This window comes from Flagellimonas olearia (genome assembly GCF_009184425.1).
Lineage (GTDB): Bacteria > Bacteroidota > Bacteroidia > Flavobacteriales > Flavobacteriaceae > Flagellimonas > Flagellimonas olearia.
This window is the reverse complement of the sequence record NZ_WELG01000002.1, coordinates 1477711-1503734: the sequence shown is the minus strand read 5'-3', so window position 1 is coordinate 1503734 and position 26024 is coordinate 1477711. Positions and strand designations below refer to the sequence as shown.

Genomic DNA, 26024 nt, shown 5'->3' with positions numbered 1-26024 from the left:
TCTTAGTTGATTCTATCCAGATTCTCATCCACATCCTTGTTTTTGAATGTATTGGATGTAGTTCCGCCAAAGCTATATTTTAGGGCCACTGCCATTTCGCGCCCGTCAACATAATAGGTTCCATGGGCCTCCACTCCGTTGATGGAATAGCTTTCTCCATAATTCATGGCCTTGGTAATGTCATTGAACCTCAGGGCACATTGGAGCTTTTTAAATAAAGTGGTGGTCAAAGAGGCGTTCAACACCACCATTCCATTTCTTTCAATGATACCCTCTTTCCGTTGGGTCAAAGCATACCCTCCCAAAGAAACAACGGTATCTTTCGCTACCCTCAACTGTTGGTTGGTGTAGACATACAGATAGGGTTTGGCCTTGGTGAACACGGCAGATGAATCCTTGATCTTGTTATAGGTCATACTTACCGAATTTGTGGAAGACCAAATTTTATGGGAAAAAGGCACTGTCAATCCAACATAATAACCGGATTCTTCTTCCAGATTGTTCTCGGCCAGCAGGGCAACTGTATCATTTTCCTGGTACCCGATCATAAAATATCTGGGGTTCTTATTCGTGTAGATACCTCCAAAAATAGATGTGTTCCCAATCTGAAAGTTAGTGGAAATTTCATTGGTAATCGCAGGTATTAAATCCACATTGTTCCCGGCTTCCAAAAAGGGGTTTATGAACACCCTCACCGAACTGGTTTGGGAAAAATTGGGTCGATTGATGTTTCTGGAGTAGTTCAACGAAAGGGTTTTGGTGCTGTCTAAGGTGAAATTCAAACCCACTTTGGGAAAAATCCGGGTGTTTTCACGTTCAATCAAAGGTTTCAGGTCCTTTTCAAGCTGGCCCTCAACTTGATTATACTCCACCCTGGCTCCTAGGTTGACCTTGAACTTCTCCCCAAAACTTGAAGTGGTGTTTGCATACATCGCATAGAGGCTTTCTTTATAATCGTAGCCGGCAACGTCCTCATTGAGTGATTCATATTGTGTAATCTGACTGAACGCATCCGCCATCGCCTCATTCCAACTTGCACCAAAGTCAAGCTGTACGTTATCGGAAATGACCTGTTCAAAATCCAAACGGGCCGCCAAGGATTCAATTTTATAATCCTGGTTTCTGGTTTGGTTCAGTACCAAGCCTTCTTTGTTGTAGTTGTTTGCAATATCCGTTTGCAGTTTTTGATCAAAAGACGAATATTGGATTCCGGTAAAAAGGTTCAAATTTTCACTAAGTCTTTTGTTGAAATTGAAGTTGGCAGTAAAATAATCCCTTCGGTTGTCATTCTCCGTTTCAGACGTGATTTCATTCGTTTCACTCCCATTTTGAAGAAAAGTGCTGGTTTCAAAACCTGCATCATCAGTTTGACGGCGAAAAATGGCACTCAAAGAAATATAATCGTTGGTATTGATGGGATAATAGAATCCCAATCCACTGTTCATTTGCATCCGCTTGTTATCCGGGATGAGGACCAAATAATCGGAACGGATATTCTCCGCAGGAATGGCAAACGCAAAGGTATTGCTCTCCCATTGGCCAATGGTATTGTAATTAAGGTTTCCCCGAAGGTTCCATTTCCCGTTTGAATGGTTTCCGTTGGTGCTGATATAGTTGTTGGTGTTTTGTCTGAAGGAAATCGTTTCACCTAACGTAACTGTGGTACCCTTGTCATTATTTTTCCTAAGCTGAATCAAAATCACCGCCCGCCCCTCAGCTTCATACTTTGGCGAAGGATTGTTTATGAGCTCGATACTTTCAATGGAGTCCACCGACAAAGCAGCAAACTCTCCAAAGCTGATTCTTTGGTTGCCCATATAAATCAAGGGTGTTCCTTTCATAAGGACCGAAATGGATTCCCTGTCTGGGGAAACCTGAATATTGGGAAGCTTCATCAATACCTCCAACGGATCCGCCATAGTGGAAAAAACAGGGTTTTGAACATCGATCTTAAAATTTCCATTAGTATTGGTAATCGGATTCTTGGTGGCCACCACTTCGACATTTTCCAAGTCAGTGGTCTCTTCCTCAAGTTGAATCGATACTTCCAAAGAAGCATGGAGCACATACCTTTTGGAAAATGTGGCATATCCCAACGCGGAGATTTTCAATAGGTACTCTCCTTTGGGCACCTCCTTGAACACAAATCCCCCTCGGACCAAGGTAGTATAAAACACCAACTCCTTACTTTCGGGAACCAAAAGCAATACATCCCCAATATCGACCTGGACCTTGTTTCCATCAAATACCTTTCCCTTTAGGGAAAGCTGTTCTTGACCTTGTACGAATTGTACCCCAAGAAGCACCCACCAAATTGCATGTTTCAACACCATTTGTTTTTGCGACAAAAAAAGCTTGCAAAAGATTTGATGTAAAGAAAATAGGGTATGGATTAGGTGCTAGTACCCGTACTATTTTTTAGAAGTTCTTGTCTTCCGGCCACATTGAGCTTGCCATAAATACTGGTAATATGACTTTTAACGGTACTCAAGCTGATGAACAGTTCGTTGGCAATTTCTTTGTTGCTCTTGCCCTGCACAATGAGGCCATGTACCAAAGTCTCCTGCTTGCTCAATTGGGGAGTGGCCCCTTTTTTCCGCTTCGAATACTGGAACCACAGGGCCAAGCCTAGAAAAAGAACCAGTAAAGCAAGGCCCACATTCAATCCCCTGCTCCAGTATAGTTCCCGTCCAAGGGCATTCTGATTAAGGTAGGCCAATTTCTCTTCAAGGAAGCGGTATTCCATTGATGCAATATCGCTTTCCCTAAAATCTGCAAGCAATGAGGTATAATATGTTAGGTTTTCTGCAATATCCCTATCCAAAAGATTCTTTTGATCCAGAACCTTGATGGCGACCAGTTTTACTTTTAAAATATTTAGGGAATCCCGGGCATATCCTGCCAATTGGTTTTCTTTTTCCTTGGCTGATAAGGTAGAAGCCTCCAACTGGTCCTCAAAATACTTGAACTTTTTCCATTCTTGGGCACTTAACCCATCCGAAAGGCTATCCTTTTCCATCCTAAGCTGCTCCATGGAAAATTTTGCCTCCTTGGCATAGGTGGATGAAATGGCCAAAAGCAAAAAAGCTCCGGCAAGTAGGAATGTAAATTTGAAGACCCTTCTCATTTGGAATAAATTTCAGCAAAAATCATAAGCTTCGCAAATCCAATATGGCGGTAATGGCCGCGTCCAAAGTCTGCTGTACCTTGGGATCGGTACAATTGATCAACAATGAAACTACCACTTTCTCTTTAGGATATACGTAAAAGTTGGTATATGCCCCGACGCTGCTTCCCACATGGCCCACAAAGGGTCTACCTTGGGCATCTTGGCTCACTTGGAAGCCCAAACCATAGTAGGTGGATCTTCCATTGAATTCTTGTGCGGTCAAGAGTGCGTCATAGGTTTCTTTTTGGAGCAGTTTTTGATCTAGAATGGCTTGTCCCAATCGAGCTACATCCTCGCTGGTAGATAAATAACCTCCTCCAGCCAACTTGTAGAAATTATCTACCTCAACTGCCTTTTTAAAACACAATGAAGTCTTGGTATACCATTGGGCCGAAGTATCAGTATCTCCAGTTTTTGGAGGGAATGTATGCAGCATCCCCAGCGGATGCAGTACCTTTTGTTCCACATAGTCCTCAAAGGGCATACCACAAGCCTCTTGCATGGCCAAAGAGAGTAATACAAAATCAAAACTATTGTACAGATACCCCTTTCCCGGCTCAAAGACCAAGGGATCATCTTGAAATACACTAATGCTATCCTTAATGCCAAAAGGCTGGTTCAAAGCATATTCCTTTCCGCGATAGCCTCGAATACCTGCGGTATGACTTGCCAGTTGACGCAAGGTGAAGTCGTACTTTTTCCTTGGAAAATAAGGCACATGGGTATAAAACGAATCCTCCAAATTCAGAATTCCCTCTTCCATCATCTTGCCCAAAGCCAATCCGGTAATGCACTTGGAAATACTGGCAATCCGAAACAAAGTGTCCTTGGGGTCCACCGGGGTTTTCCCTTCCACACTGGCATGACCATATCCCCTTTGGAGTATCGGACTGCCGTTTTTTAGAATGGTAACCGCCATACCGGGGATTTGACCTTCCACGGCCAAGTTGTGAAAGAGTGCATCGGCCCTTTCCAGGCCTTGAAGCCCATCAAGGGATTTGACCTTGGGGCCTGAATAGAATAGTTTTTTTAAATACGTGAACACAGACTTCAAAGGTCTAGGTTTGATACTTTCGAAAGTAATGAGAAATTAGGTGGCATCCATGGGTTTTCCCATAAGCTTGAAGCCAAACATCAATCTTTGAAGATCAATCGCCCATTGAAGAGTTCCTCCACCTCAATCTCTGGAGGACGGTTTAGACTGATCACATCGCCTGTCCCACTAATTGTCCCACTGATGCGTTGCTGTGGGTTGACAAAAATATCATTTGAACCTCTATGGTTAAGACTCACCCTTTCGGCCACAAGGTTCTCCGCCTCTATTCTGGAATCCCCGGCGGCAATGGTCACATTAAAATCAGTGGTAGTCCCTGCCAACTTAAAATAGGCAATGCCATTTACCACAATACTGACCCGTTCAGAATTCAATTGCAGATCAAAGGAACCATCCGTAGTCTCGGTTTCCGGATTATTGAAGCTCTCGGTAATCAAGGAAAGGTTTGGATATTGTAAAACTCCATCGCTGGAAATCAGGAGTCCTGTACTGCTTCGTATTTCTGAAATATTGGGCGATGTTACATACATAGTGGTCAACCCATACTCCCGGACATAATTACAGTTGTTCTCATTGCGCACAATCAATCTATTGTCCTTGACCTCTACCGATACATCATTCTGAAGAAATTCCCCGGTTTCAATTTCAACCTGTTGTTCATCTCCCTGTTTAAGCACCACATTGAGATTCTCAAAAACCGTAATGGTATTGAATTCCGGCACATCCACGGTCAATCTTACCGTATCCCCTGCGTTTTGAAAACAATCGGGCACATTGTCCCCATTGCAGGAAAGCAACAACAGTAGAAGTAATGCAAGACAAAACCTCTCGACTGCGCTCGAGGTGCCATTCCTACTTCTTTTATATCTTCTTGCAATTCGCATCATCACTATAATCTAATCCCAATTCCAAATTCCACTGCTTCTGCCTTGGCTCCATGTGATTTTAAGGTCACGGCACCAAATAGCTTGTCTCCAAAATACCGTTTCAATCCCACACGGTTGTATACCTGCCCTTCAAAATCAAACGGATAATACACATAATAGCCCAATTGGGCCACTACACTCATTTTGTTGATAAAGAGTTCATGACCTACAAATACACCTACACGCTTGAAGTCAGTATCCGGGTCTACATCCATTTCGGGAAAGGAAGTGGATTGGAATCGAATCAACTCCTTCAAAAAGTTGGAAAAGAACACATCTGTTCCCAGTTGCAGGGCACTTTTATTGCCCAATCGTTTATCGGCATAGGCGGACAAAATCCAAAATCCATACTGACCTGAGTTGATCACATCGCTCTCATTCACACCACCGCGCAGTACAAAATTATATCGGATGGGCTCTATAATTTTTTCTTGAGGCCTTGGTTCTTGAAACTCATAAACTTCTCCGCCATCCAAATCATAGGTAAGCCCAAAATTCAAAGCCATGGTATTGGTAGAGGTATTGGGCGCCTTAAAATTGGCATTGGAATAATGGATCAGGGAAATCCCTGCCTTGAACCCCAAACCGGCCAATAGATTTTCTTTGTGATAATTGAACATGACCATGGTAGAACTCAGCAAATGGCTTCCGTAGGCATTGTTCCTGAAATTTTCAGCCTTATCATAAGGGTTGGTGTTATAGGCCACCCCTTGCCCTATCCTAAATTGTAGGTTTCTCCTTAAAAAATAGAAGTTGTAGTGGGCATATAACCCAAAGTTCTTGCCCAAGGTAGGATTGTTCATATCCTGATACACAAACGAAAAACCCGTATCAGGATACCCCAAACTGGCCTCCCAATCCTCATGTCCAAAACGTTTTCGGTTGAATCCCAAAATAATCCCTCCGGGATGGGCCGTGATCAAATGCGAAATATCTGGGTTGTGCAGTAAAATGGAACCGTAGAACTGACTGGCGTCCAGCACATACTTCTTGGGAGTCTCCCCTTTTTGGGAAAATCCAAAATAACCACAGAAAACAATAACCAAAAAAAGTAGGTGCCTCATGGGCCGCTAAAGTAGGAAATTAAAATACCTCCTTGGCAACTGCCTTGATATTATCCGATTTCCCCATGGAATAATAGTGCAAAACCGGCACTCCCGCTTCCTTGAGTTCCTTGGATTGTTGAATACACCATTCCACACCCACTTGGCGTACATCTTTGTTGGTCTTGCAGGCATCCACGGCATCCACCAAATCCTGCGGAATGTCCACCCGAAACACTTGGGGCAACAATTGCAAGTGCCTTTTGACGGCAATGGGCTTAATTCCAGGAATAATGGGCACATTGATTCCCATCTCCCGTGCTGCCTCCACAAAGGCAAAGAATTTTTGATTGTCAAAAAACATTTGTGTCACCACATAATCTGCACCCAAGTCCACTTTTTCCTTTAATCGTCTCAAATCCGATTGCAAGGAAGGGGCTTCCATGTGTTTTTCCGGATACCCGGCCACTCCAATACAGAAACTGGCACAGTCATCGGTTTCTATAACCTCGTGCAAATAGTTTCCACCGTTGATGTCATGGATCTGCTTTACCAACTCTGACGCATATTGATGGCCTCCCCGTGTTGGGGCAAAGTATTTTTCCTCCTTCATTGCGTCGCCACGTAGGGCCATTACATTCTCTATCTCCAAATAATGACAGTCCACCAAAAGGTATTCGGTTTCCTCTTTGGTAAACCCTCCACAAAGCACATGGGGAACGGTATCCACATCATATTTGTGTTTGATGGATGCACAGATACCCAAAGTACCGGGACGCATCCGGGTCAGTTTTTTATCGAGCAACCCATCGCGGTCAATGTATACGTACTCCTCCCGGGAGGTGGTCACATCAATGAATGGGGGCTTGAACTCCATCAAGGGATCAATGTTATCGTACAGCTCCTGAATGCTCTTCCCTTTTACCGGAGGGATGATCTCAAAACTAAAAAGGGTTTTCCCTTTTGCCTTTTTAATATGGTCGGTTACTTTCATGCCTTATGCTTCAACTATGTTGGGAGCCAGCCATTTTTGGGCTTTCTCCAATTCAATATTCTTTCGTTTTGCAAAATCCTCCACTTGATCTTGCTCTATTTTTCCCAATCCGAAATATTTTGCCTTCGGATGTGCAAAATAATAACCACTTACACTCGCTGCGGGCCACATGGCCAAGCTTTCGGTAAGTTCCACCCCTATTTTCTCCTTGACCCCCAATAATTCCCAAATGGTAAGCTTCTCCAAATGGTCTGGACAGGCCGGATATCCCGGTGCTGGACGGATTCCCAAGTACTTTTCCTCAATAAGCTCATCGTTGGACAGGGATTCTGCTGCAGCGTAGCCCCAGAATTTGGTTCGTACCTGTCTGTGCAGATACTCCGCAAAGGCCTCTGCCAAACGGTCGGCAATGGCTTTGATCATAATGGAGTTGTAATCATCGTGCTTTTTCTCAAAATCAGCCGCAAGTTCTTGTGTCCCAAAACCGGTGGAAACACAAAAACAGCCTATGTAATCTTGTAGGCCACTATCCTTGGGAGCGATAAAATCCGCAAGGGCAATATTGGGCACCCCATCCCTCTTTTTGAGCTGTTGCCGAAGGGTCCTGAACACCGTTGTGTCATTCCCACCTGCGCCTGAACCCTCCAGTGAGCCTGTCTGAAGCTCAATATCATCCTCGTTCACCTGATTGGCCGGAAACAAACCAAAAATAGCCTTTGCCGTCAACCATTTTTCATCAAACACCTTCTTGAGCATGACCTGGGCATCCTTAAAAAGTTCCGTGGCCTGTTCCCCTACAACCTTATCGGTTAGGATATCCGGATATTTTCCATGTAATCCCCAGCTTCGGAAAAAGGGACTCCAATCTATAAACTCTTTCAATTTTTTCAGGTCGAAATCCTCCCAGACCTCAATACCAAGTTGTTTGGGAACCACAATATCCTTTGAATCCCAATCGATTTGGAGTTTGTTCTTTCGGGCTTCCTCCAAGCTCAAATAGGTTTTTTGTTTGGATCTCCCCAGAAACTTGTCCCTAAAGCTCTCATAATCCAATTTGATGGACTTCTTGTAGGCATCAGAGGTTTCGGTCTGCAACAAATCGCCCACCACGGTCACCGCCCGCGAAGCATCATTGACATGCACCACCGCATTGCTGTAAACGGGATCAATCTTAACCGCGGTATGGGCCTTACTGGTAGTGGCCCCACCGATCAGAAGGGGAACTTCAAAATCTTGGCGTTCCATTTCCTTGGCCAAAAAGACCATCTCATCCAATGACGGGGTGATCAACCCACTCAAACCAATAATATCTACCTGTTCCTCTTTCGCCTTATTGATAATTTTTTCTGGCGGCACCATAACGCCCATATCCACAATCTCATAATTGTTGCAGGCCAATACCACACTGACTATGTTCTTTCCAATATCATGTACATCCCCTTTCACCGTGGCCATCAATATTTTTCCGGCCGCCTTGGCATTGGCATCCTTGGACGCCTCGATATATGGGGTAAGGTAGGCCACTGCTTTTTTCATCACCCGGGCCGATTTGACCACCTGGGGCAAAAACATTTTTCCGCTTCCAAACAAATCCCCAACCACATTCATTCCCGTCATCAGGTTGCCCTCAATCACCTCCAAAGGTCTTTTGGCGTTTATACGGGCTTCCTCTACGTCTTCAACAATGTATTGATCTATTCCCTTCACCAAAGCCCTTGTAATCCTATCCTGCAAGGGGTCTTCCCGCCATGACAGGTCCACTTTGCTTTCCTTGGCCGTTCCCACTACGGTTTCGGCAAATTCCAAAAGGCGTTCCGTGGCATCGTCCCGTCTATCGAGCAAAACATCCTCAACGTGTTCCAAAAGGTCTTTGGGAATATCGTCATACACCTCCAGCATAGCAGGGTTTACGATTCCCATATTCATCCCTGCCTTGATGGCATGGAACAGGAAAGCGGAGTGCATGGCCTCACGTACAGGGTTGTTCCCACGAAATGAGAAAGACACATTACTGACCCCGCCACTTACACTGCAATGAGGCAGGTTCTCACGCACCCATCTGGTGCCTTCGATGAAGTCAAGGGCATTGCGTCTATGTTCTTCCATTCCCGTTGCCACAGGAAAGATATTGAGGTCGAAAATGATATCTTCCGGGGCAAATTTCACTTGGTTGACCAAGATGTCATAGGAACGTTTGGCGATTTCTATACGGCGTTCGTAGGTATCTGCTTGTCCTACCTCATCAAAGGCCATGACAATTACGGCCGCCCCATACCGCTTGATGAGTTTGGCATGATGCATAAACTCCTCTTCCCCTTCTTTCAGGCTGATGGAATTGACCACACATTTCCCTTGCACCACTTGGAGCCCTGCCTCGATAATTTCCCATTTGGAACTATCGATCATGATAGGCACTCGGGCAATATCGGGTTCGGATACAATTAGGTTCAGGAACTTGACCATGGCAGCTTTGCCATCGATCAATCCATCATCCATGTTCACATCTATAATCTGTGCTCCTCCCTCTACCTGATGACGGGCAATCTCCAGGGCTTCATCAAACTTTTCTTCCTTGATAAGCCTAAGAAACCTCTTGGAGCCCGCCACATTGGTTCGCTCCCCCACATTGATGAAATTACTTTCCGGGGTAACGACCAACGGTTCCAGACCTGATAGTTTTAAAGCTCTTGTTTGGGCCATGTATCTCTTCCTTACTTGATCCTAATATATTTTTCCACAATATGCCGCTTGATGCCGGCTTCGGGCACATCCTCAATACCAGATTGAATCAAGGTATCTCCCTTGATTTCCACATTGAAAGTGAACTCGTGTCCCCTTATTTCCTTCACACCCACATAATCCAATCGTTCTTTATAGGTGTCCCCATCCAAGCTGTAGGTTCCTCCACCCCCATAAAATCCATCTGCGGTATCCTTCACTTGATTGAAAAAGGCAAAATGGTCCTCATTCAAAATCTTTACGAACTCGGTATTGGACAAATCCTTTACTTCCAACGAATCTTCCGTCCTTATCTCACCATAGACCAGTTTCCATGTGCCCATGACACCTTTTTCTACTTCAATTGGGGTTGAAATGGTTTCTTCGACCTTTTCCTTTTTTCCACAGGAAGCCAAGGTCATCATCACCAATAAAATCATCATTATGTTATGCATGCGCTTCATGGGTCGGTTTTAATTTTCTGGGTGAATACTGTTTGGTCAACTCTACAATGGCTTTGATGTGCTCCGGCGTAGTACCACAGCACCCACCTACAATGTTCACCAATCCTTTTTCCAAATACTCTTTGATCTGTGATGCCATTTGCTCCGGGGTTTCATCATATTCCCCAAAGGCATTGGGCAAACCGGCGTTGGGGTGGGCCGATGTGGCAAAATCCGACTTGGCCGAAATTACCTCCAAGTGCGGAACCAACTGTTTGGCCCCCAAGGCACAGTTGAACCCTACCGATAAAATGGGAATATGGGACACCGAAATCAGAAAAGCCTCGGCGGTCTGTCCGGATAAGGTCCGCCCTGAAGCATCCGTAATGGTCCCACTGACCATGATAGGCACTTCAATATTGCGTTCGTCCTTAACTTCTTCTATGGCAAAAAGTGCCGCTTTTGCATTGAGGGTATCAAAAATAGTCTCAACCAGCAACAAATCCGAACCCCCATCCAACAAAGCTTCCACCTGTTGTTTGTAGGCTTCACGTAATTCATCAAAGGAAATGGCCCTAAAGCCTGGGTCATTCACATCGGGCGACATGCTGGCCGTTTTATTGGTGGGACCTATACTCCCAGCCACAAATCTGGGTTTATGGGGTTCCTTGGCGGTAAACTCGTTGGCCACTTCCTTGGCAATCCGGGCTGACTCATAATTGAGTTCATACACCAAATCTTCCATGTGGTAATCGGCCATGGCAATAGTGGTCCCAGAAAAAGTGTTGGTTTCCACGATATCGGCACCCGCTTCAAAATATTTGCGATGGATATCCGCTATGGCTTGGGGTTGGGTCAAGGACAACAAATCGTTGTTTCCCTTTAAAGGATATTCCCAATCCTTGAAACGCTCCCCCCTAAAATCCTCTTCCTCGAACTTATACCGCTGCAACATGGTACCCATGGCACCATCCAGCACTAAAATGCGTTTTTGTAAAATGTCTTCAATCTTTTCCATACTACATAACTTCCCCTATGCAGGAAATAAAATGGTATCAAGAAAATATGGAAATACAACAGGAATGTATTTTTGTTATCCTTCCCTTACCATGGTCGGTTTTCCTTCCATGAGTTCCCAAAACATACCAAAACACGTTCAGCACAATTCAGGACAGGGGTAGAATGTAGCACCTTCTCGAAGTCGAGGGTTGCTAAGGTTTCACAGGGTCCATTCCCTCCACCTTTCTTGATAACCATTTCAGTTTATAAATGAACTAGGGTACAAAATAACGGCACTCCTGACTGAAAAGCAAAAAAAGAGTCACTAATTTTGGGATTTAGGGGCAATAAAAAAGGATTGAGAGAACCCAATCCTTTTAATGTACCGAAAGCATCCGTTATATCATCATTCCACCTGATGCTTCAATCCGTTGACCATTGATCCATTTGGCATCGTCCGTGCACAAAAAGGCCACCACCCCCCCAATGTCATCGGGCATTCCAACCCTACCTAAAGCCGTAACATTGGCAATAATCGCTCTCTTTTCCTCATCAGTTTTATTGACGCCACCTCCAAAATCGGTTTCAATGGCTCCCGGTGCAACCACATTGGACCTGATTTTCCTTGCACCCAATTCCTTGGCCTGGTACCTGGTAAGGGCTTCCATGGCCGCTTTCAAGGAACCATAGACCGAAAAACCGGGGAGTGAAAACCGTGCCAACCCGCTAGAAATGTTTACGATTCCACCTCCGTCCGCCAATAAAGGCAACAGCTTCTGCGTCAAGAAAAATGCTCCTTTGAAGTGGATATCCACCAAGGTATCAAACTGTTCCTCAGTAGTTTCACTAATAGTTGCATTGATCCCTATACCGGCATTGTTGATCAAAAAATCAATTTTTTCCGTCCCGAATTGGGATTTGAGCATTTTTTTGACCTCTTGGACAAAGGCGTCAAAACTTCCCATATCAGCCACATCCAGTTGAAGCGCATGGGCCTTTTGCCCCAATTGTTCCACCTCAATGACGGTTTTTTGGGCCTCGTCCTTATTACTCCGATAGGTCAATATCACATCCAATCCCTTTTGGGCCAAACTGATGGCCATATTTTCACCGAGGCCTCTACTGCCACCGGTTACCAACGCAATCTTTGAATTTCCCATTTTGTATGATTTTTAAGTAGGGAACAAAGATCATCCATGCCCTTCCTAAGGAATTGCATCCATCAATCCACTTTTTGTAAAAATCAAACTTTTGCCCCTGTACGGTAGTGCAAAGGGGATAGTGCGGCGTGTTTTTTGAAGAAATTGGAGAAATGGGCCACTTCCTCAAACCCCAAACTGAAGGCAATCTCGGAAACGTTCCAATCCGTATTGTTAAGCAAAATCTTGGCTTCCTCAAAAATTCGGGAATGGATAATGGCAGTTGTTGTACTTCCGGTGGTCTCTTTCAGTACTTTGTTCAGGTGATTGGCATGCACCGCCAATCGCTCTGCAAAATCCTGGGCGGTTTTCAATCCCAGTCGTTGAACCGGGGAATTGATGGGAAATTGTCGCTCCAGCAGTTCCACGAACAAATCCGTGATTCGGGTAGCGGCATTTTTGTTGTTTTCCAGGGCTTGGACAGGATGCAATTTCTGGCCAAGATGCAGCAACTCTACCACATAAGCCCGGATAAGGTCAAATTTATAAGCGTAATCCGATGACAGTTCCCCATCTATCTTTTTGAAAAGCTGTTCCAACTCGGCGTAATCCTCATCCGAAATATTAAATATGGGATAGCCGCCTGGCTGAAACAAGGGAAGATTATCCAAAATGACCCCACTTTTATCCTTGGAAAGAAAGGTATCGGTAAACACACAAAAATATCCGGATTGGACTTTATCCTGCGGCACGTAATGGTACGGAATCTTGGGAGAGGCAAACAAAAGCGCCTTGTTTTCTATATGGATGACCTTATCCGCATACTCTGCCCGGTTTCTTCCATTGATGAGACTGATCTTAAAATACGAACGTCTGTCATAGCGCATTTCACCACTTTTAAGGCGAGCCATGTACTCATCAATCTTAAACACATTGAAATGCCCAATATCCTTCCCGATGTTTTCAGGAATGGGCAAACCATGATTGCTGTAAAAATCCCGTAAGGTAAAAAGGCTCTGCATGGAATTGTAAAATTCAAATATACGCCATAAAACAAAACACCCTCCAAATGCCTTTTGGAGGGTGCCTTTACTTTAGTAATCCGTATCCTATTATGAGATACTCTGTACTACTTCTTTTTTGGCTTCTTTTTTGGATCCATCGAATCCTTCCACACCACCTACGGTGGTATATTTCATGACGTAGCGCTTATCTGGATTGATAATCTGATAGGCATACTGGCACATTACGGCCGCTTCGTGAAAACCGGACAAAATCAACTTGAGCTTACCTTCATAAGTGTTAACATCGCCAATGGCAAATACACCGGGGATATTGGTCTGGTAATCCTTAGCGTTGTTCACCTTGATAGCATTCTTTTCGATTTCCAAGCCCCAATTGCCAATAGGTCCCAATTTTGGTGAAAGACCGAACAAAGGAATAAAGTAATCGGTTTCCACATAGCTCTCTTCCTTGGTCTCATCGTTATACTTGATCACGACCGCCTGAAGGTCTTCCTTCCCATGGATTTCCTTCACCTCAGCTTCGGTATAGAGTTGGATCTTGCCCAATTTGGCCAATTCCCTTGCTTTTTCCACGGAGTCCAAAGCGCCTCTAAATTCATTTCTTCGGTGCACCAAAGAAACTTCGGAAGCTACATCGGCCAAGAAAATAGACCAATCCAAAGCGGAATCCCCACCTCCAGAAATGACCACTTTCTTATTTCGGAACACTTCAGGGTCTTTGATCATATACTCCACCCCTTTACTCTCAAACAAGTTAAGATTGGCAATCAGGGGTTTTCTAGGCTCAAAAGAACCCAATCCCCCTGCAATAACCACAACGGGAGCATGGTGTTGGGTACCCTTACTGGTGGTGACAATAAAAGACCCATCCTCTTGCTTGTCCAAAGTTTCGGCACGCTCACCCAAAGTAAAGCCAGGTTCAAACGGTTTAATCTGCTCCATTAGGTTATCTACCAAAGTTCCCGCCAAAATTTCTGGGTAGGCTGGAATATCGTAAATAGGTTTCTTCGGGTAGATTTCAGAACATTGTCCTCCCGGTTGGGCCAAAGCGTCAATCAAATGACATTTCAACTTTAGCAAACCTGCTTCAAAAACGGTGAACAATCCTGTGGGTCCCGCTCCAATTATAATGATGTCTGTTTTAATCATAATACTACTTTTATTCGGTCTTGACGATGGTTTACCAGACCGTTTTTACACTTTTTCAAACAATTCTTTTCCCTTTTCCTGATATGCTTTTTGGATATCCAATATCTGTTGGCGGTGTTGTACCACTTCACCGATCACAATGATGGCCGGGTTGGCCAATTTTTGCTCCTCTACTATATCTTCAATGGTAGCCACAGTTCCTATGCCCACTCGCTCTTGCTCTGTGGTACCGTTCTGGATGATGGCCACGGGAATTTCCTGTTTACCCTCTTGCCTAAAGAGTTTCATGATCTCTCCCAATTTGGACATTCCCATAAGAATGACGACGGTAGCACTGGACTTGGCGGCCAGAGCCACATCATTGGAAAGTTTGTGCTCTTTTGTGGTTCCGGTAATCACCCAAAAACTTTCGGAAGCTCCTCTTTTGGTCACCGGGATATTCTGCGAAGCAGGTACGGATACCGAAGATGAAATACCTGGCACCACGGCCACTTCATGACCATATTGGGCTGCGTATTCCATTTCCTCCGCTCCTCTTCCAAAGACAAAAGGGTCACCTCCCTTTAAACGTACTACATGTAAGCCCGAATTGGCCCGTTGCACGATCAATTCATTGATCTGTTCTTGTTGATATCGGTAACAGCCTTTTCGTTTTCCCACGAAAATCTGTTCGGCCTGTGGTGCGTACTCCAACAATTGTTGGTCCACCAAAGCGTCGAACAGGACAACGTCTGCATTTTGAAGGGCCTTGATTCCTTTCAGGGTAATCAAATCCACATCACCGGGGCCTGCCCCAACCACTGTCAATTTTCCACTACGCATGTTGCAATTCCAATTTTCTAAAGGCTTCCAATCGCTGCAAAACAGTCTTGGCATCTTCCAAGTAGCTTTTGGCAAAGGCTTCAGAAGGTTCATTTTTATTCAGTTGGAGGGCCAAAGTATCGAAACCGCCCTCGAAGGCAATCTTCCCGGATGCCACATAGAGTTCCTCAAAATCCTTGATGATGCTGGAATGGGTATTGGTCTTCACTTTTTCAGAAGTAAGCAACGCCTTGGCCGAATTCACAATGGACTGGTACGAGTAGTAGATACTGGCCGCCCATTTCCCTTGCTGAATGGCCTCTTCGGCATTCTCTATTTTTTCTTGACTTTCGAAAAACAACGTAGCCACCAAATCGATCACTACACCGGCACATTCACCTACACCTATCTCTTGTTTGTATTTTTCCTCATTTCCCCAATCAATAAAGTCTTCCGGGGCAAGGTTTTCCACATCGGTGAGTGGTTTTAGGAAATCGTAAAAATAATGCTGGCCTTGTTTTTCATAGTATTCGGTATAGGATGCTCCATTGCCATTGGCCTCGAAATCATCCAAGATCAAACGAAGGGCCTCTGGACCTCTTTTACTAGGTATTTTGGCCACCTTATCGGCAAACTTCCCATTCCCGTTTCCAAGATTTCCACCTCCCAATAGCACCTGCAAAGCAGGAGCTACCAATTTATCCTTGGTACGAACGGACATTCCCTGGAATCCGATATGGGCCATATTGTGCTGTCCACAGGCATTCATACATCCACTGATCTTGATCACCACATCAGGGTTACTAATATACTGTGGATATTCCGCTTTGATCACGCGCTCCAACTCATCGGCAATCCCCGTACTACTGGCAATACCCAAGTTACAGGTATCCGTACCGGGGCATGCGGTGATGTCCAAAGCCTTATTGTAACCGGCTTCGGCAAAACCTAATTTTTGAAGCTCAACATAAAAGAAAGGCACCAACTCTTCCTTCACAAACGGAATCAATATATTTTGTCTTAAGGAGAGTCGTATTTCCCCAGCCGCATAATCGCGAACCAATTTTGCCAATTCCCTGGCCTTATCGGTATAAAAATCTCCCAAAAGCACCTTGATGCCAATGGCTACGTAGCCATCCTGTTTTTGGGGCACCAAGTTGGTGGATTTCCACTGTGCGAATGCTTCCTTGTCCTCGATGGTGACTTCGGGCGTCTCCACCTCAGCTACTTTCACCTCAGGATAGTTTTGATATTCAATCGGATACGATTTTACAGGTATGGCCAATTGCTCCTCTTCCAAAAGTGCCTTGAAACCATCCAAGCCAATATCCTTCAACAAGAATTTCATACGGGCCTTGGCACGACTTTTACGTTCCCCGTATCTATCAAAAACACGAATCACGCCTTCCATCAAGGGAACTATTTTGTCTGTGGGCAAGAACTCATAGAGTTCATCGGCATGGCGGGGCTGCGAGCCCAATCCACCAGCCAACATAACCTTAAAGCCTCTTTCCCCGTTTTGGATTTTGGCGATGAAGCCCAAATCGTGCATGTAGGACAAGCCGGTATCTTCATCACTGGATGAAAAGGAAACCTTGAATTTACGGCCCATTTCCTGCCCAATGGGGTTTCTTAGAAAGTATTCAAAAATTCCATGGGCATATGGGGAAACATCAAAAGGTTCATTGACATCGATTCCTGCGGTTTCGCTGGCCGTTACATTTCGAACCGTATTTCCACAGGCTTCGCGAATGGTGACTTCATCTTTTTCCAATTGTGCCCAAAGTTCAGGAGTTCTTTCCAAGTCCACGTAGTGGATTTGGATATCCTGACGGGTGGTAATGTGCAATCTTCCCCTGGAAAACTCATCGGAAACGTCGCAAATCCCCAAAAGTTGATTGGAAGTTACCTTGCCATAGGGCAATTTTATCCGTACCATCTGTACCCCGGGCTGACGTTGTCCGTATACCCCACGGGCCAAACGAAGGCTCCTGAACTTTTCCTCGTCCACTTCACCTCCTTTGAACTGGCGAATTTTTTTCTCCAATTCAATGATGTCCTTTTCAACTATAGGGTTCTCTATTTCTGTTCTGAAGCTTTTCATTTTTCTATTTTTCCTATCAATTTTATAGGATTTTGTTATAAATCCTCTATCCCTCTATGGGGTTTTTAATTTTTAAAGTAAGATCAACTGATAAAACCTACTCCCGCGGTAGTGTTGGTTCGACTGTCAATGATGATGAACGAGCCATTGGTTCGGTGATCCTTGAACTTGTCATAAAAAATGGGCTTGTTCAATTTGAATCGCACTTTGGCAATATCGTTCATCTGCAAGGTCGTGGCATTCTCTTCAATACCGGAGTAATCTGGATGTATTTTATGTTCAATGGCATCCACTTTGGCCAATACCTTGTTTACACCGTGCTGCACAATATACTTGCCACCGGTTGTCAACTGGTCGGCATCCATCCAAGATACCGTTGCCGTCAATTGCTTGTCTATGGTAGGCAGGTCATCGGTCTTCACCAACATATCCCCACGGCTTACATTTACCTCATCTTCCAAGGTAATGGTCACCGATGAACGTCTTGGTGCGGTTTGATATTCCTTATCATAAAAGTATATCGCCTTAATTTTGGACCTTGTCATGGAGGGTAATACCACTACTTCATCACCCACACTCAATTCACCACCATATACCTTTCCGGCAAATCCACGGAAATCGTGGAATTCATCGGTCTTGGGACGAATTACGTACTGTACGGGGAACCTTGGGGTTCCAGTATTGTATATATCCTGAAGGTTTAATTCTTCCAAGTGCTCCAATAGGGTTTGCCCATTGTACCAAGGGGTGTTTTCGGAATGATGCACCACATTGTCTCCCTTAAGGGCGCTCACGGGAATAAAGGTGATTTTCTGTTCCTGGTAATCCCTTTTTCCCATCAATTCCTCAAAATCGGCCTTGATATCATTGAAGACATCCTCTGAAAAATCAACCAAATCCATCTTATTGATGGCCACGATCACATCCTTCACCCGCAGTAGGTTATTGATGAAAAAGTGCCTATTGGTCTGCTCGATGACCCCTTTTCGCGCATCGATCAAAATAATGGCTGCTTGGGATGTGGAGGCACCGGTAACCATGTTACGGGTATATTCCACGTGCCCAGGGGTATCGGCAATGATATAACTCTTGGACTCGGTTGAAAAGTAGATGTGGGCCACATCAATGGTGATGCCCTGCTCCCTTTCGGCCACCAATCCATCAGTTGCCAAGGAAAAATCCAGGTAATCGTATCCTTTTTGTTTACTGGTGCGCTCTATGGCCTCCAGTTTATCCTCGGTCAAGGATTTAGTATCGTAAAGCAAGCGTCCTATCAAGGTACTTTTACCGTCATCTACGCTTCCTGCTGTTGCTATTTTTAAAACTTCCATGTTTCTCTTCTTCTTAAAAGTATCCTTGTTGTTTACGTTTTTCCATGGCGGCTTCGGAGCGTTTGTCATCGATTCGCGCACCTCTTTCCGAGATTTTTGAACTTCTGATCTCTGACACTACCTTATCAATGGTATCGGCATGGGATTCCACCGCAGCGGTACAGGACATATCCCCTACCGTTCTGAAACGCACCACACGCTCTTCCACTTGTTCATCATCTGCCCTAAAGACGACATCATCCTCAGCAGACCAAATCAACCCATCTCTTAAGAAGGTGTTCCTCTTATGGGCAAAATAAATGGAAGGAATCTCAATATTTTCTTTTTGGATATAGCTCCATACGTCCAATTCGGTCCAATTGCTGATAGGAAATACCCTAACATTCTGACCCATCTCTATTTCACCGTTCAACATATCGAACAATTCAGGACGTTGGTTTTTTTCGTCCCACTGGCCAAAATCATCCCGAACCGAAAAAATACGTTCCTTGGCACGGGCCTTTTCCTCATCGCGACGGGCACCACCTATACAGGCATCAAATTTGAACTCCTCAATGGCATCCAAAAGGGTTGTGGTCTGCAACATATTCCTACTGGCATATTTCCCTGTTTCCTCCACTACCTTTCCTTGATCAATGGAATCCTGAACATTACGTACAATAAGCTCCACACCCAATTCCTCTACCAATTTATCCCTGAACTCTATGGTTTCGGGGAAGTTATGTCCCGTATCAATATGCATTAGGGGAAATGGAATCTTGGCGGGCCAAAATGCCTTTTGGGCCAATCGGACCAAGGTTATGGAATCCTTTCCTCCCGAAAACAACAGTACGGGTTTTTCAAACTGTGCCGCAACCTCACGGATAATGTAAATGGCCTCATGCTCCAATGCATTGGCCCTTGGCCTATCGGTCAGGTTTTGGGTTTCTGGGTTTTGCAATTCTTCTGTGATTGTGCTCAATGTATTGTGTTTATGTTCTCTCGATTGCTCTCGAGGTAGAATTAGTTTATGATTTAGGTATGCAGACCGCATTCACGGTTCTCCAATACTTTTGTTGGGTCGAAATATTTGTGCTCGTTGGGCAATTTGTGCGTGTTGAGATATGCATCCAACTGGGTATCGCTCCAGTGATAAAATGGGCTTACCTTAAGAACCCCATCCTTGCTCAAGCTCAACACGTCCAACGAATCCCGGTGGGCCGTCTGACCTTTGCGCAAATTGGTGAACCACACATCGGGTTGATGCTCTTCCATGGCCCTTCTAAAAGGCTCCAGCTTTACCTGTTCCGTAAATTCCTTGTGCCTTGGGTCATCTATTTGTGGAATCCCCATGACAGCATCCCTATGCGCCGAAGTCTGTTTAGGCACATACAACTTAACGTTCAACCCCAAGCGCGAAATCAACTCCTCTGCATGCTTATAGGTGTTGGGCGTATTATATCCCGTATCACACCAAATAACCGGAGTGCTTTTATTCACTTCGGTCACCGCATGAAGAATAGCGACTTCGTAAGGTCGAAAGTTAGTGGTAACCACAGATTTCTTCCCATGGCCAATGGCCCAAGAAATAATCTCTTCCGGTGGAATGCCCTTGAACTGGCGATTTAAGTTCTGAATTTCTTCTAGTGACAATGCCATAACATCAAATTTTATTTGCCCCACTTGATTGTATTCCAAATTCTCTCATGAAAAAAATAAAGCACCATTTTGGTAACCAACTCCACCATACCAATTGAAAAAGCCAAAGACAAGGTCCCGGTTATGATCCATGATATAATGATGGTGTCCAATGTGCCTACCATCCTCCAACTAATAGATTTTACAATACTACGCTTTGGACTTTCGGAGCTTCTGTCCTTCTTATAGGTAGCACTCTCTTCTTTGGTCTTATGAGCTACGAGTTGGTCTGCAATCATTTGTTTTATTTTATCCTATCGGTTTACTAGGGATTCCAAAAATAGAATTTTTCATTAAAGTAGATTGTTAAAATCCGTATAAAATTACTTTTATCCTATAGTTTTAGTAGATTAATTAGATTACAGGTTGACTTTTATCGATTTCTTGATCGTTGGTTCTAAAAATTAATGGATTTCGACCTAAGAAATAAGGTCTGCCAGGGTGTTGTTCCGGTATACTTCCAAGGCACTGTCCCTTACTTGGAGCATCAATTTGTGCACAGAACACTCTCCTTCGTCCGGACAGTCATCACATTTTTCGTAGAAATTGAGGCTGACACAGGGAACCATTGCAATAGGCCCTTCCAGTACCCGCATTACCGAAGTCATTAGAATTTCGCTAGGGTCTTTAATCAGATAGTACCCTCCACCTTTTCCTTTTTTGGAACCTAAAAAGCCATTTCTTCTAAGGGTAAGCAAGATGCTTTCCAAAAACTTTTGGGAGATGTTCTCATGTTTGGCGATCTCTGCAATCTGAACGGGCTCTTTATCCCCTACCGTAGCAAGGTAAGCCAAAGCCTTTAAGCCATATTTTGTCTTCTTGGAGAGCATCCCACGAATATAGCGAAAATTAACAATCCTCTATTCAAAAATATAGCTCGCATAGGTTTTAGCCCAAAGCCTGCTCAATATCCGCTATAATGTCCTGTATGTGTTCCAGTCCAACCGAAACCCGTACCGTACCATCTGAAATCCCAACGGCCTCCCGTTCCTCTTTGGTGAGTTTACTGTGCGTGGTAGATGCCGGGTGCGTCACTATACTTCGAGAATCCCCTAAATTGGCAGAAAGGGACAACAATTTTATGCTATTGAAAAACCTACGTCCTTCTTCCAGTCCTCCTTTTACCTCAAAGGCCACCACACAACCACCAGCCTTCATCTGCTTTTTGGCAATTTCATATTGGGGATGAGACTTTAAAAACGGGTACTTTACCCATTCCACTTTATCATGCTTTTCCAGATAATTGGCCAACTCCAAAGCATTCGCACAATGCCTGTCCACCCGTACAGCCAAGGTTTCCAAACTTTTGGACAACACCCATGCATTGAACGGTGAAAGTGCTGGCCCGGTTATTCGGGAAAAACGGTATACCTTGTCCACCAACTCATGGCTTCCCACGGTAATACCGGCCAAAACCCGTCCCTGACCATCCATGAGCTTGGTCCCAGAGTGGATCACCAAATCCGCACCAAACTTAATGGGCTGTTGCAAATAGGGCGAAGCAAAACAATTATCGATAATAAAAATAAGTCCGTGTTTCTTTGCAATGTTGCCCAATGCCTCCAAATCCAATACATCCACACCTGGGTTGGTCGGCGATTCGGCATAAATGATTTTAGTTTTGGGCGTAATCAATGCTTCTATACTGTCCAAATCATTGGCATCAAAATAGCTGGTGCCAATGTTCCATTTTGGGAAAAACTGTGTAAAAAGGCTATGGGTAGACCCAAATATGCTTTTGGAAGAGATGATATGATCCCCACTTTCCAACAGCGCTGCCAGGGTAGAAAATACGGCAGCCATACCCGATGCAAAGGCAAAACCACTTTCGGCCCCCTCCATTTTACAAACCTTCTCGATAAACTCAGAGGAGTTTGGATTGGCGTAACGCGAATAAATATTGCGGTCCTTTTCCTCGGCAAAGGAAGCCCTCATGTCCTCGGCATCCTCAAACACAAAGCTCGAAGTAAGGTACATGGGTGCAGAATGTTCCAAATATTGGGAACGCTCCATTTGCGTTCTGATCGCTTCCGTTTCAAATTGCTTCTTATGCTCGCTCATATCTTTTCTGCTATTCTTAATATATCACCAAAAACCCCTCGAGCCGTTACAGCTGCTCCAGCTCCAGCTCCTTGGATCACCAATGGGTTCTCTCCATAGGACTCGGTATAGATTTCAATAATGGAATCCGACCCCTTTACTTGCCCCAAGGCGCTTTCTTTGGGTACAGACACCAATTTCACTTCCAAGACACCCTTGTCTTGCTGAAGATCGCCATGAAGATCTCCCACATAACGGAGCACATGGTTTTCCTTTTGTGCGTTTTTAATGTCATGATAGATGGCATCCATATCCCCTATCTTCTCCATAAAGGCATCAAACTCAAGCGTCCTTAGTCCTGCTGGGATTAGATTTTCCACTTCTATATCTGAAAATTCATTTTGAAGATCCAGTTCCCGGGCCAAGATCAACAACTTTCTACCCACATCATTACCGGACAGATCCTCACGCGGGTCCGGCTCGGTATACCCCTTCTCCATAGCTTCCTTGACAATGGACGAGAATGCAATATCCTGCTCCGAAAAGGTGTTGAAAATATAGCTCAACGAACCTGAAAACACCCCTTTGATCCTGGTTATGTTCTCACCGGAAAGATGCAAGAGCTTAATGGTATCGATCAAGGGGAGCCCTGCCCCCACATTGGTCTCGTACAAGTACTGTTTTTGATTTTTATCCAAGCACTTTCGTATGGATTTGTATTTCTCAAAGCTCAGCGTATTGGCTATTTTATTGGAAGAGACCAAATCAAAACCGTGCTTGACCAAGGTTTCATAGTTCTCCACAAAAGACTTGCTCGCGGTATTGTCCACTGCAATGAGGTTCTCCAAGTGATGGGTTTGCGCAAAGGACACCACACTTTCCATCTGGTAAGGGATACCTTCCGTTTCCAATCTTTCCTTCCAATCCGATCCAATTCCAGAGGCATCCAGCAATACCTTTTTGGAATTGGCCACCGCAAATACCCGAAAGCCAATCCCTTTTCGTTCCTCTATGCTTTTTTGGGAATCCAAGATTTGATCGATCAGCGTACCACCCACATTACCGTGTCCGAAAATGGCCAGGTTCACTTTTTTGGCAATGCCAAAAATTTGCCCGTGAATCACATTGACAGCCTTATGGAGGTCTGATTTTTTCACCACCATACTCACATTCTTACCCGTAACGGTATTGTTGAAAAGCAAGGGGATTACTTGGTTCTTCGCCAAGGCGTTAAAAGGTTTATGGAAACTGCTCAGGTCCATACCCACAATGGAGATCACCGATACATCCTTAACCACGGTTATCTGATTGATGTCCTGCGAAGAGTAGTCGGTCTCAAACTCTGCATCCAAGACTTTTTTGGCCTTCTCCGCTTTGGATAAATCGACCACCAAACCAATCCCCCGTTCCGAAGAGCCTTGGGAAATGATACCAACGCTGATATCGTTCTGACCCAACGCCCTAAAGATCCGGGCATCTATACCTACCTTGCCCAAAAGGCCCCTTCCTTCCAAGTTGATGAGGGCCATATTGTCCAAAACCGAAAGGGACTTAATGCCCCCATTTTGGGTTTTTGGACCAATCAGGGTTCCTTCGTTATCATCATTGAACGTGTTGCAGATGCGCAAAGGAATGTTCTTTTCAATAAGTGGGATTATGGTCTTCGCATGTAGAATGGTTGCCCCAAAATTGGCTAGTTCATTCGCTTCGTCATACGATATCACATCAATGAGCTTGGCATCGCTCACCAAATCCGGGTTGGCCGTAAAAATCCCATCCACATGGGTATAGTTGATGAGTTCCGAAGCATCCAAGAAATTGGCCAACAAAGCAGCCGAATAGTTGGTACCATTCCTACCCAAAGTGGTGGTTACCCCATCTTTGTTGGAAGCAATGAAACCGGTCACCACTGGAATGGTATTGGAATCCAGATCATGGAAGCAACGAATCACATTTTCTTTGGAAAGACTCTGGTCCACCTCGGCATTGCTATAAGTATCATCGGTCTTGATCAAACTTCTGGAATCTATCAACTGTGCCTTTAACCCTGCTTCATTCAGAAGTGTGGCAACAGTCTTTCCGGAAATCAATTCCCCAAAAGACAATAACTCGTCTTTGGTCCTCAAGCTATAATCCCCGGTGAGGAATACCCCACTCAATATTTTCTCTATGGATTTAAGTTCTTCTTCAATAGCTACGGAAAAACCATTCTTCTGGTAGGCGGAAAAAGCAGCTAAAGCTTCTTCAAACTCCTCACCTCTTGCCGCTTTTTCAAGCATGTTCTCCAATTGGTCCGTAGCCTTGCCCCGGGCCGAGACCACCACGGCAAAATTCTCATGTTCCGATGCTCTTTTGGTGATGATGTTCAACACCCTTTCAATGCCCTCACCATTGGCCAAGGACTTCCCTCCAAACTTCAGGACCTTGATGCGCTCTTGTTTTCCCTTTTTGGGAAAAACAGCTTCCAACAGCTTTTCCAGCTGTTCAAACTCCATTAAAAAAGCATCATGGCCATGCAACGACTGCACTTCACCATAGGTGACATTGGTATTGGCCTGGGCCAAACGTTTAAAGGTTTCCCTATTTTCTTCAGCCGTAAAGAACAGATCCGAGTTGACCCCAATAATATGGATCTTGGTATCACTATCCTGCAGTTCCTTGAAACCCTCATCCCCATTTCGGGTAATGTCTATGGTCTTCAGCAATTGGTTCATCAGCTTATAAGCAGATAGTTGGAACCGTTCCTGAAGTTTCTTTCCATGGTGCATCAACCAGCTCTCCACGTTAAAGACCTGAAGTTCCTCATTGGTACTCCGTTTGAAACGTTCCTTGAAGGATTCAGGAGTCCTATAACAGAGCATCGCATGCATACGGGCGTCATGAACAGGCTGCTTGGAGTTCACCAGAAATTGTTCCTGGATCTGGCAGTTGGCAATAAGCCAATCCGTGGACTTCCAATCTGAGGCCACGGGAATCAAATGTTCCGTGATCCTTGGGTTCAATGCGGCCATTTCCCAGGCAATACCCCCACCCAAAGACCCGCCAATGATGGCGTACAATCGGTCTATCTTCAACTGTTGTAATCCCAAAAGAAAAATCCTTGCGATATCCCCTGCCACAAAATCCTTGTAATTATCGATCACAAAACCGTCATGACCATTTCCTGGAATGTTAAAGGACAAAATGGTATAGATATCGGTGTTGATGGACTTATCCTTACCGATAAGATCGGACCACCAACCGTGTTCACCCGCCACATTGGAATTTCCAGTTAGGGCATGGTTTACCAAAACAATGGGAGCCGAATACAAGGGCTGCCCAAAAAGCTGATAGGACAGTTGCAAATCCTGGGTGGTACCATTTTGTGTGGTGAATTGCGGTATGTTAAGATGCTGTAACATGAAAGTATCTG

General features: G+C 44.6%; 21 protein-coding genes and 1 riboswitch. All 21 genes read right to left on the bottom strand.

Going from position 1 to position 26024, the window contains the following annotated elements; translation table 11 throughout:
- Positions 1-2: 2 nt before the first annotated feature.
- Complete coding sequence (locus tag F8C76_RS16115; protein ID WP_170284048.1) at positions 3-2327, bottom strand: TonB-dependent receptor domain-containing protein; 2325 nt, start codon at positions 2325-2327, stop codon at positions 3-5.
- 65 nt (positions 2328-2392) lie between these two features.
- Positions 2393-3127 carry a response regulator transcription factor gene (locus F8C76_RS16110; protein WP_152132643.1) on the bottom strand — a complete coding sequence of 245 codons (735 nt, stop codon included), beginning with the start codon at positions 3125-3127 and terminating at the stop codon, positions 2393-2395.
- A 22-nt stretch (positions 3128-3149) separates the two neighbouring features.
- Positions 3150-4214 (bottom strand): serine hydrolase domain-containing protein, encoded by a 1065-nt coding sequence (locus F8C76_RS16105; RefSeq protein ID WP_249042460.1) that lies wholly within the window; start codon positions 4212-4214, stop codon positions 3150-3152.
- An 89-nt stretch (positions 4215-4303) separates the two neighbouring features.
- Entirely contained in the window at positions 4304-5110 is an 807-nt protein-coding gene (locus tag F8C76_RS16100; protein ID WP_249042437.1) for a head GIN domain-containing protein, read from the bottom strand.
- 2 nt (positions 5111-5112) lie between these two features.
- Positions 5113-6213, bottom strand: a complete 1101-nt coding sequence (locus tag F8C76_RS16095) for an acyloxyacyl hydrolase (protein ID WP_152132641.1) — start codon at positions 6211-6213, stop codon at positions 5113-5115.
- Between the two features lie 19 nt (positions 6214-6232).
- A complete protein-coding gene (gene metF, locus F8C76_RS16090; protein WP_129654725.1) occupies positions 6233-7186 on the bottom strand; it encodes a methylenetetrahydrofolate reductase [NAD(P)H] in 954 nt (317 codons plus the stop codon).
- 3 nt (positions 7187-7189) lie between these two features.
- A complete protein-coding gene (gene metH / locus F8C76_RS16085; RefSeq protein ID WP_152132640.1) occupies positions 7190-9886 on the bottom strand; it encodes a methionine synthase in 2697 nt (898 codons plus the stop codon).
- An 11-nt stretch (positions 9887-9897) separates the two neighbouring features.
- On the bottom strand, positions 9898-10368 hold the full coding sequence (locus F8C76_RS16080; RefSeq protein WP_249042436.1) for a DUF4488 domain-containing protein: 471 nt from the start codon (positions 10366-10368) through the stop codon (positions 9898-9900).
- Entirely contained in the window at positions 10352-11365 is a 1014-nt protein-coding gene (locus F8C76_RS16075) for a homocysteine S-methyltransferase family protein (protein ID WP_152132639.1), read from the bottom strand. The genes F8C76_RS16080 and F8C76_RS16075 overlap by 17 nt, the downstream gene beginning before the upstream one ends.
- A gap of 135 nt (positions 11366-11500) precedes the next feature.
- Positions 11501-11603, bottom strand: a riboswitch (SAM riboswitch).
- A gap of 141 nt (positions 11604-11744) precedes the next feature.
- Positions 11745-12506, bottom strand: a complete 762-nt coding sequence (locus tag F8C76_RS16070) for an SDR family NAD(P)-dependent oxidoreductase (protein WP_152132638.1) — start codon at positions 12504-12506, stop codon at positions 11745-11747.
- 83 nt (positions 12507-12589) lie between these two features.
- Positions 12590-13507 carry a helix-turn-helix domain-containing protein gene (locus tag F8C76_RS16065; RefSeq protein WP_152132637.1) on the bottom strand — a complete coding sequence of 306 codons (918 nt, stop codon included), beginning with the start codon at positions 13505-13507 and terminating at the stop codon, positions 12590-12592.
- A gap of 90 nt (positions 13508-13597) precedes the next feature.
- Positions 13598-14659, bottom strand: a complete 1062-nt coding sequence (locus tag F8C76_RS16060; RefSeq protein ID WP_152132636.1) for an NAD(P)/FAD-dependent oxidoreductase — start codon at positions 14657-14659, stop codon at positions 13598-13600.
- Between the two features lie 45 nt (positions 14660-14704).
- Entirely contained in the window at positions 14705-15481 is a 777-nt protein-coding gene (cobA, locus tag F8C76_RS16055) for a uroporphyrinogen-III C-methyltransferase (RefSeq protein ID WP_152132635.1), read from the bottom strand.
- Positions 15474-17564 carry a ferredoxin-like domain-containing protein gene (locus F8C76_RS16050; protein WP_152132634.1) on the bottom strand — a complete coding sequence of 697 codons (2091 nt, stop codon included), beginning with the start codon at positions 17562-17564 and terminating at the stop codon, positions 15474-15476. Before F8C76_RS16050 ends, cobA begins: the two co-directional genes overlap by 8 nt.
- A gap of 83 nt (positions 17565-17647) precedes the next feature.
- On the bottom strand, positions 17648-18895 hold the full coding sequence (locus F8C76_RS16045) for a sulfate adenylyltransferase subunit 1 (protein ID WP_129654744.1): 1248 nt from the start codon (positions 18893-18895) through the stop codon (positions 17648-17650).
- Positions 18896-18908: 13 nt separating this feature from the next.
- Positions 18909-19847 carry a sulfate adenylyltransferase subunit CysD gene (cysD, locus tag F8C76_RS16040; RefSeq protein ID WP_417935929.1) on the bottom strand — a complete coding sequence of 313 codons (939 nt, stop codon included), beginning with the start codon at positions 19845-19847 and terminating at the stop codon, positions 18909-18911.
- A gap of 62 nt (positions 19848-19909) precedes the next feature.
- Positions 19910-20533 carry a phosphoadenosine phosphosulfate reductase domain-containing protein gene (locus F8C76_RS16035; protein ID WP_152132633.1) on the bottom strand — a complete coding sequence of 208 codons (624 nt, stop codon included), beginning with the start codon at positions 20531-20533 and terminating at the stop codon, positions 19910-19912.
- Positions 20534-20544: 11 nt separating this feature from the next.
- The gene (locus F8C76_RS16030; RefSeq protein WP_129654750.1) at positions 20545-20811 is read right to left on the bottom strand and encodes a DUF2061 domain-containing protein; all 267 of its coding nucleotides are present in this window, start codon (positions 20809-20811) and stop codon (positions 20545-20547) included.
- 180 nt (positions 20812-20991) lie between these two features.
- Positions 20992-21402 (bottom strand): RrF2 family transcriptional regulator, encoded by a 411-nt coding sequence (locus F8C76_RS16025; RefSeq protein WP_116217323.1) that lies wholly within the window; start codon positions 21400-21402, stop codon positions 20992-20994.
- A 58-nt stretch (positions 21403-21460) separates the two neighbouring features.
- Positions 21461-22633 (bottom strand): trans-sulfuration enzyme family protein, encoded by a 1173-nt coding sequence (locus tag F8C76_RS16020; protein WP_152132632.1) that lies wholly within the window; start codon positions 22631-22633, stop codon positions 21461-21463.
- Positions 22630-26013 carry a bifunctional aspartate kinase/homoserine dehydrogenase I gene (gene thrA, locus F8C76_RS16015; protein ID WP_152132631.1) on the bottom strand — a complete coding sequence of 1128 codons (3384 nt, stop codon included), beginning with the start codon at positions 26011-26013 and terminating at the stop codon, positions 22630-22632. The genes F8C76_RS16020 and thrA overlap by 4 nt, the downstream gene beginning before the upstream one ends.
- Positions 26014-26024: the final 11 nt, after the last annotated feature.

What these genes read in the sequence shown, in the direction of transcription:
- F8C76_RS16060 (WP_152132636.1), bottom strand. Translation starts at nt 14,659, where the DNA reads ATGATTAAAACAGACATCATTATAATTGGAGCGGGACCCACAGGATTG.
- thrA (WP_152132631.1), bottom strand. Translation starts at nt 26,013, where the DNA reads ATGTTACAGCATCTTAACATACCGCAATTCACCACACAAAATGGTACC.
- F8C76_RS16045 (WP_129654744.1), bottom strand. Translation starts at nt 18,895, where the DNA reads ATGGAAGTTTTAAAAATAGCAACAGCAGGAAGCGTAGATGACGGTAAA.
- F8C76_RS16100 (WP_249042437.1), bottom strand. Translation starts at nt 5,110, where the DNA reads ATGATGCGAATTGCAAGAAGATATAAAAGAAGTAGGAATGGCACCTCG.
- F8C76_RS16050 (WP_152132634.1), bottom strand. Translation starts at nt 17,564, where the DNA reads ATGAAAAGCTTCAGAACAGAAATAGAGAACCCTATAGTTGAAAAGGAC.
- metH (WP_152132640.1), bottom strand. Translation starts at nt 9,886, where the DNA reads ATGGCCCAAACAAGAGCTTTAAAACTATCAGGTCTGGAACCGTTGGTC.
- cobA (WP_152132635.1), bottom strand. Translation starts at nt 15,481, where the DNA reads ATGCGTAGTGGAAAATTGACAGTGGTTGGGGCAGGCCCCGGTGATGTG.
- F8C76_RS16020 (WP_152132632.1), bottom strand. Translation starts at nt 22,633, where the DNA reads ATGAGCGAGCATAAGAAGCAATTTGAAACGGAAGCGATCAGAACGCAA.
- F8C76_RS16025 (WP_116217323.1), bottom strand. Translation starts at nt 21,402, where the DNA reads ATGCTCTCCAAGAAGACAAAATATGGCTTAAAGGCTTTGGCTTACCTT.
- F8C76_RS16080 (WP_249042436.1), bottom strand. Translation starts at nt 10,368, where the DNA reads ATGAAGCGCATGCATAACATAATGATGATTTTATTGGTGATGATGACC.
- F8C76_RS16075 (WP_152132639.1), bottom strand. Translation starts at nt 11,365, where the DNA reads ATGGAAAAGATTGAAGACATTTTACAAAAACGCATTTTAGTGCTGGAT.
- F8C76_RS16095 (WP_152132641.1), bottom strand. Translation starts at nt 6,213, where the DNA reads ATGAGGCACCTACTTTTTTTGGTTATTGTTTTCTGTGGTTATTTTGGA.
- F8C76_RS16030 (WP_129654750.1), bottom strand. Translation starts at nt 20,811, where the DNA reads ATGATTGCAGACCAACTCGTAGCTCATAAGACCAAAGAAGAGAGTGCT.
- F8C76_RS16035 (WP_152132633.1), bottom strand. Translation starts at nt 20,533, where the DNA reads ATGGCATTGTCACTAGAAGAAATTCAGAACTTAAATCGCCAGTTCAAG.
- metF (WP_129654725.1), bottom strand. Translation starts at nt 7,186, where the DNA reads ATGAAAGTAACCGACCATATTAAAAAGGCAAAAGGGAAAACCCTTTTT.
- F8C76_RS16065 (WP_152132637.1), bottom strand. Translation starts at nt 13,507, where the DNA reads ATGCAGAGCCTTTTTACCTTACGGGATTTTTACAGCAATCATGGTTTG.
- F8C76_RS16070 (WP_152132638.1), bottom strand. Translation starts at nt 12,506, where the DNA reads ATGGGAAATTCAAAGATTGCGTTGGTAACCGGTGGCAGTAGAGGCCTC.
- F8C76_RS16110 (WP_152132643.1), bottom strand. Translation starts at nt 3,127, where the DNA reads ATGAGAAGGGTCTTCAAATTTACATTCCTACTTGCCGGAGCTTTTTTG.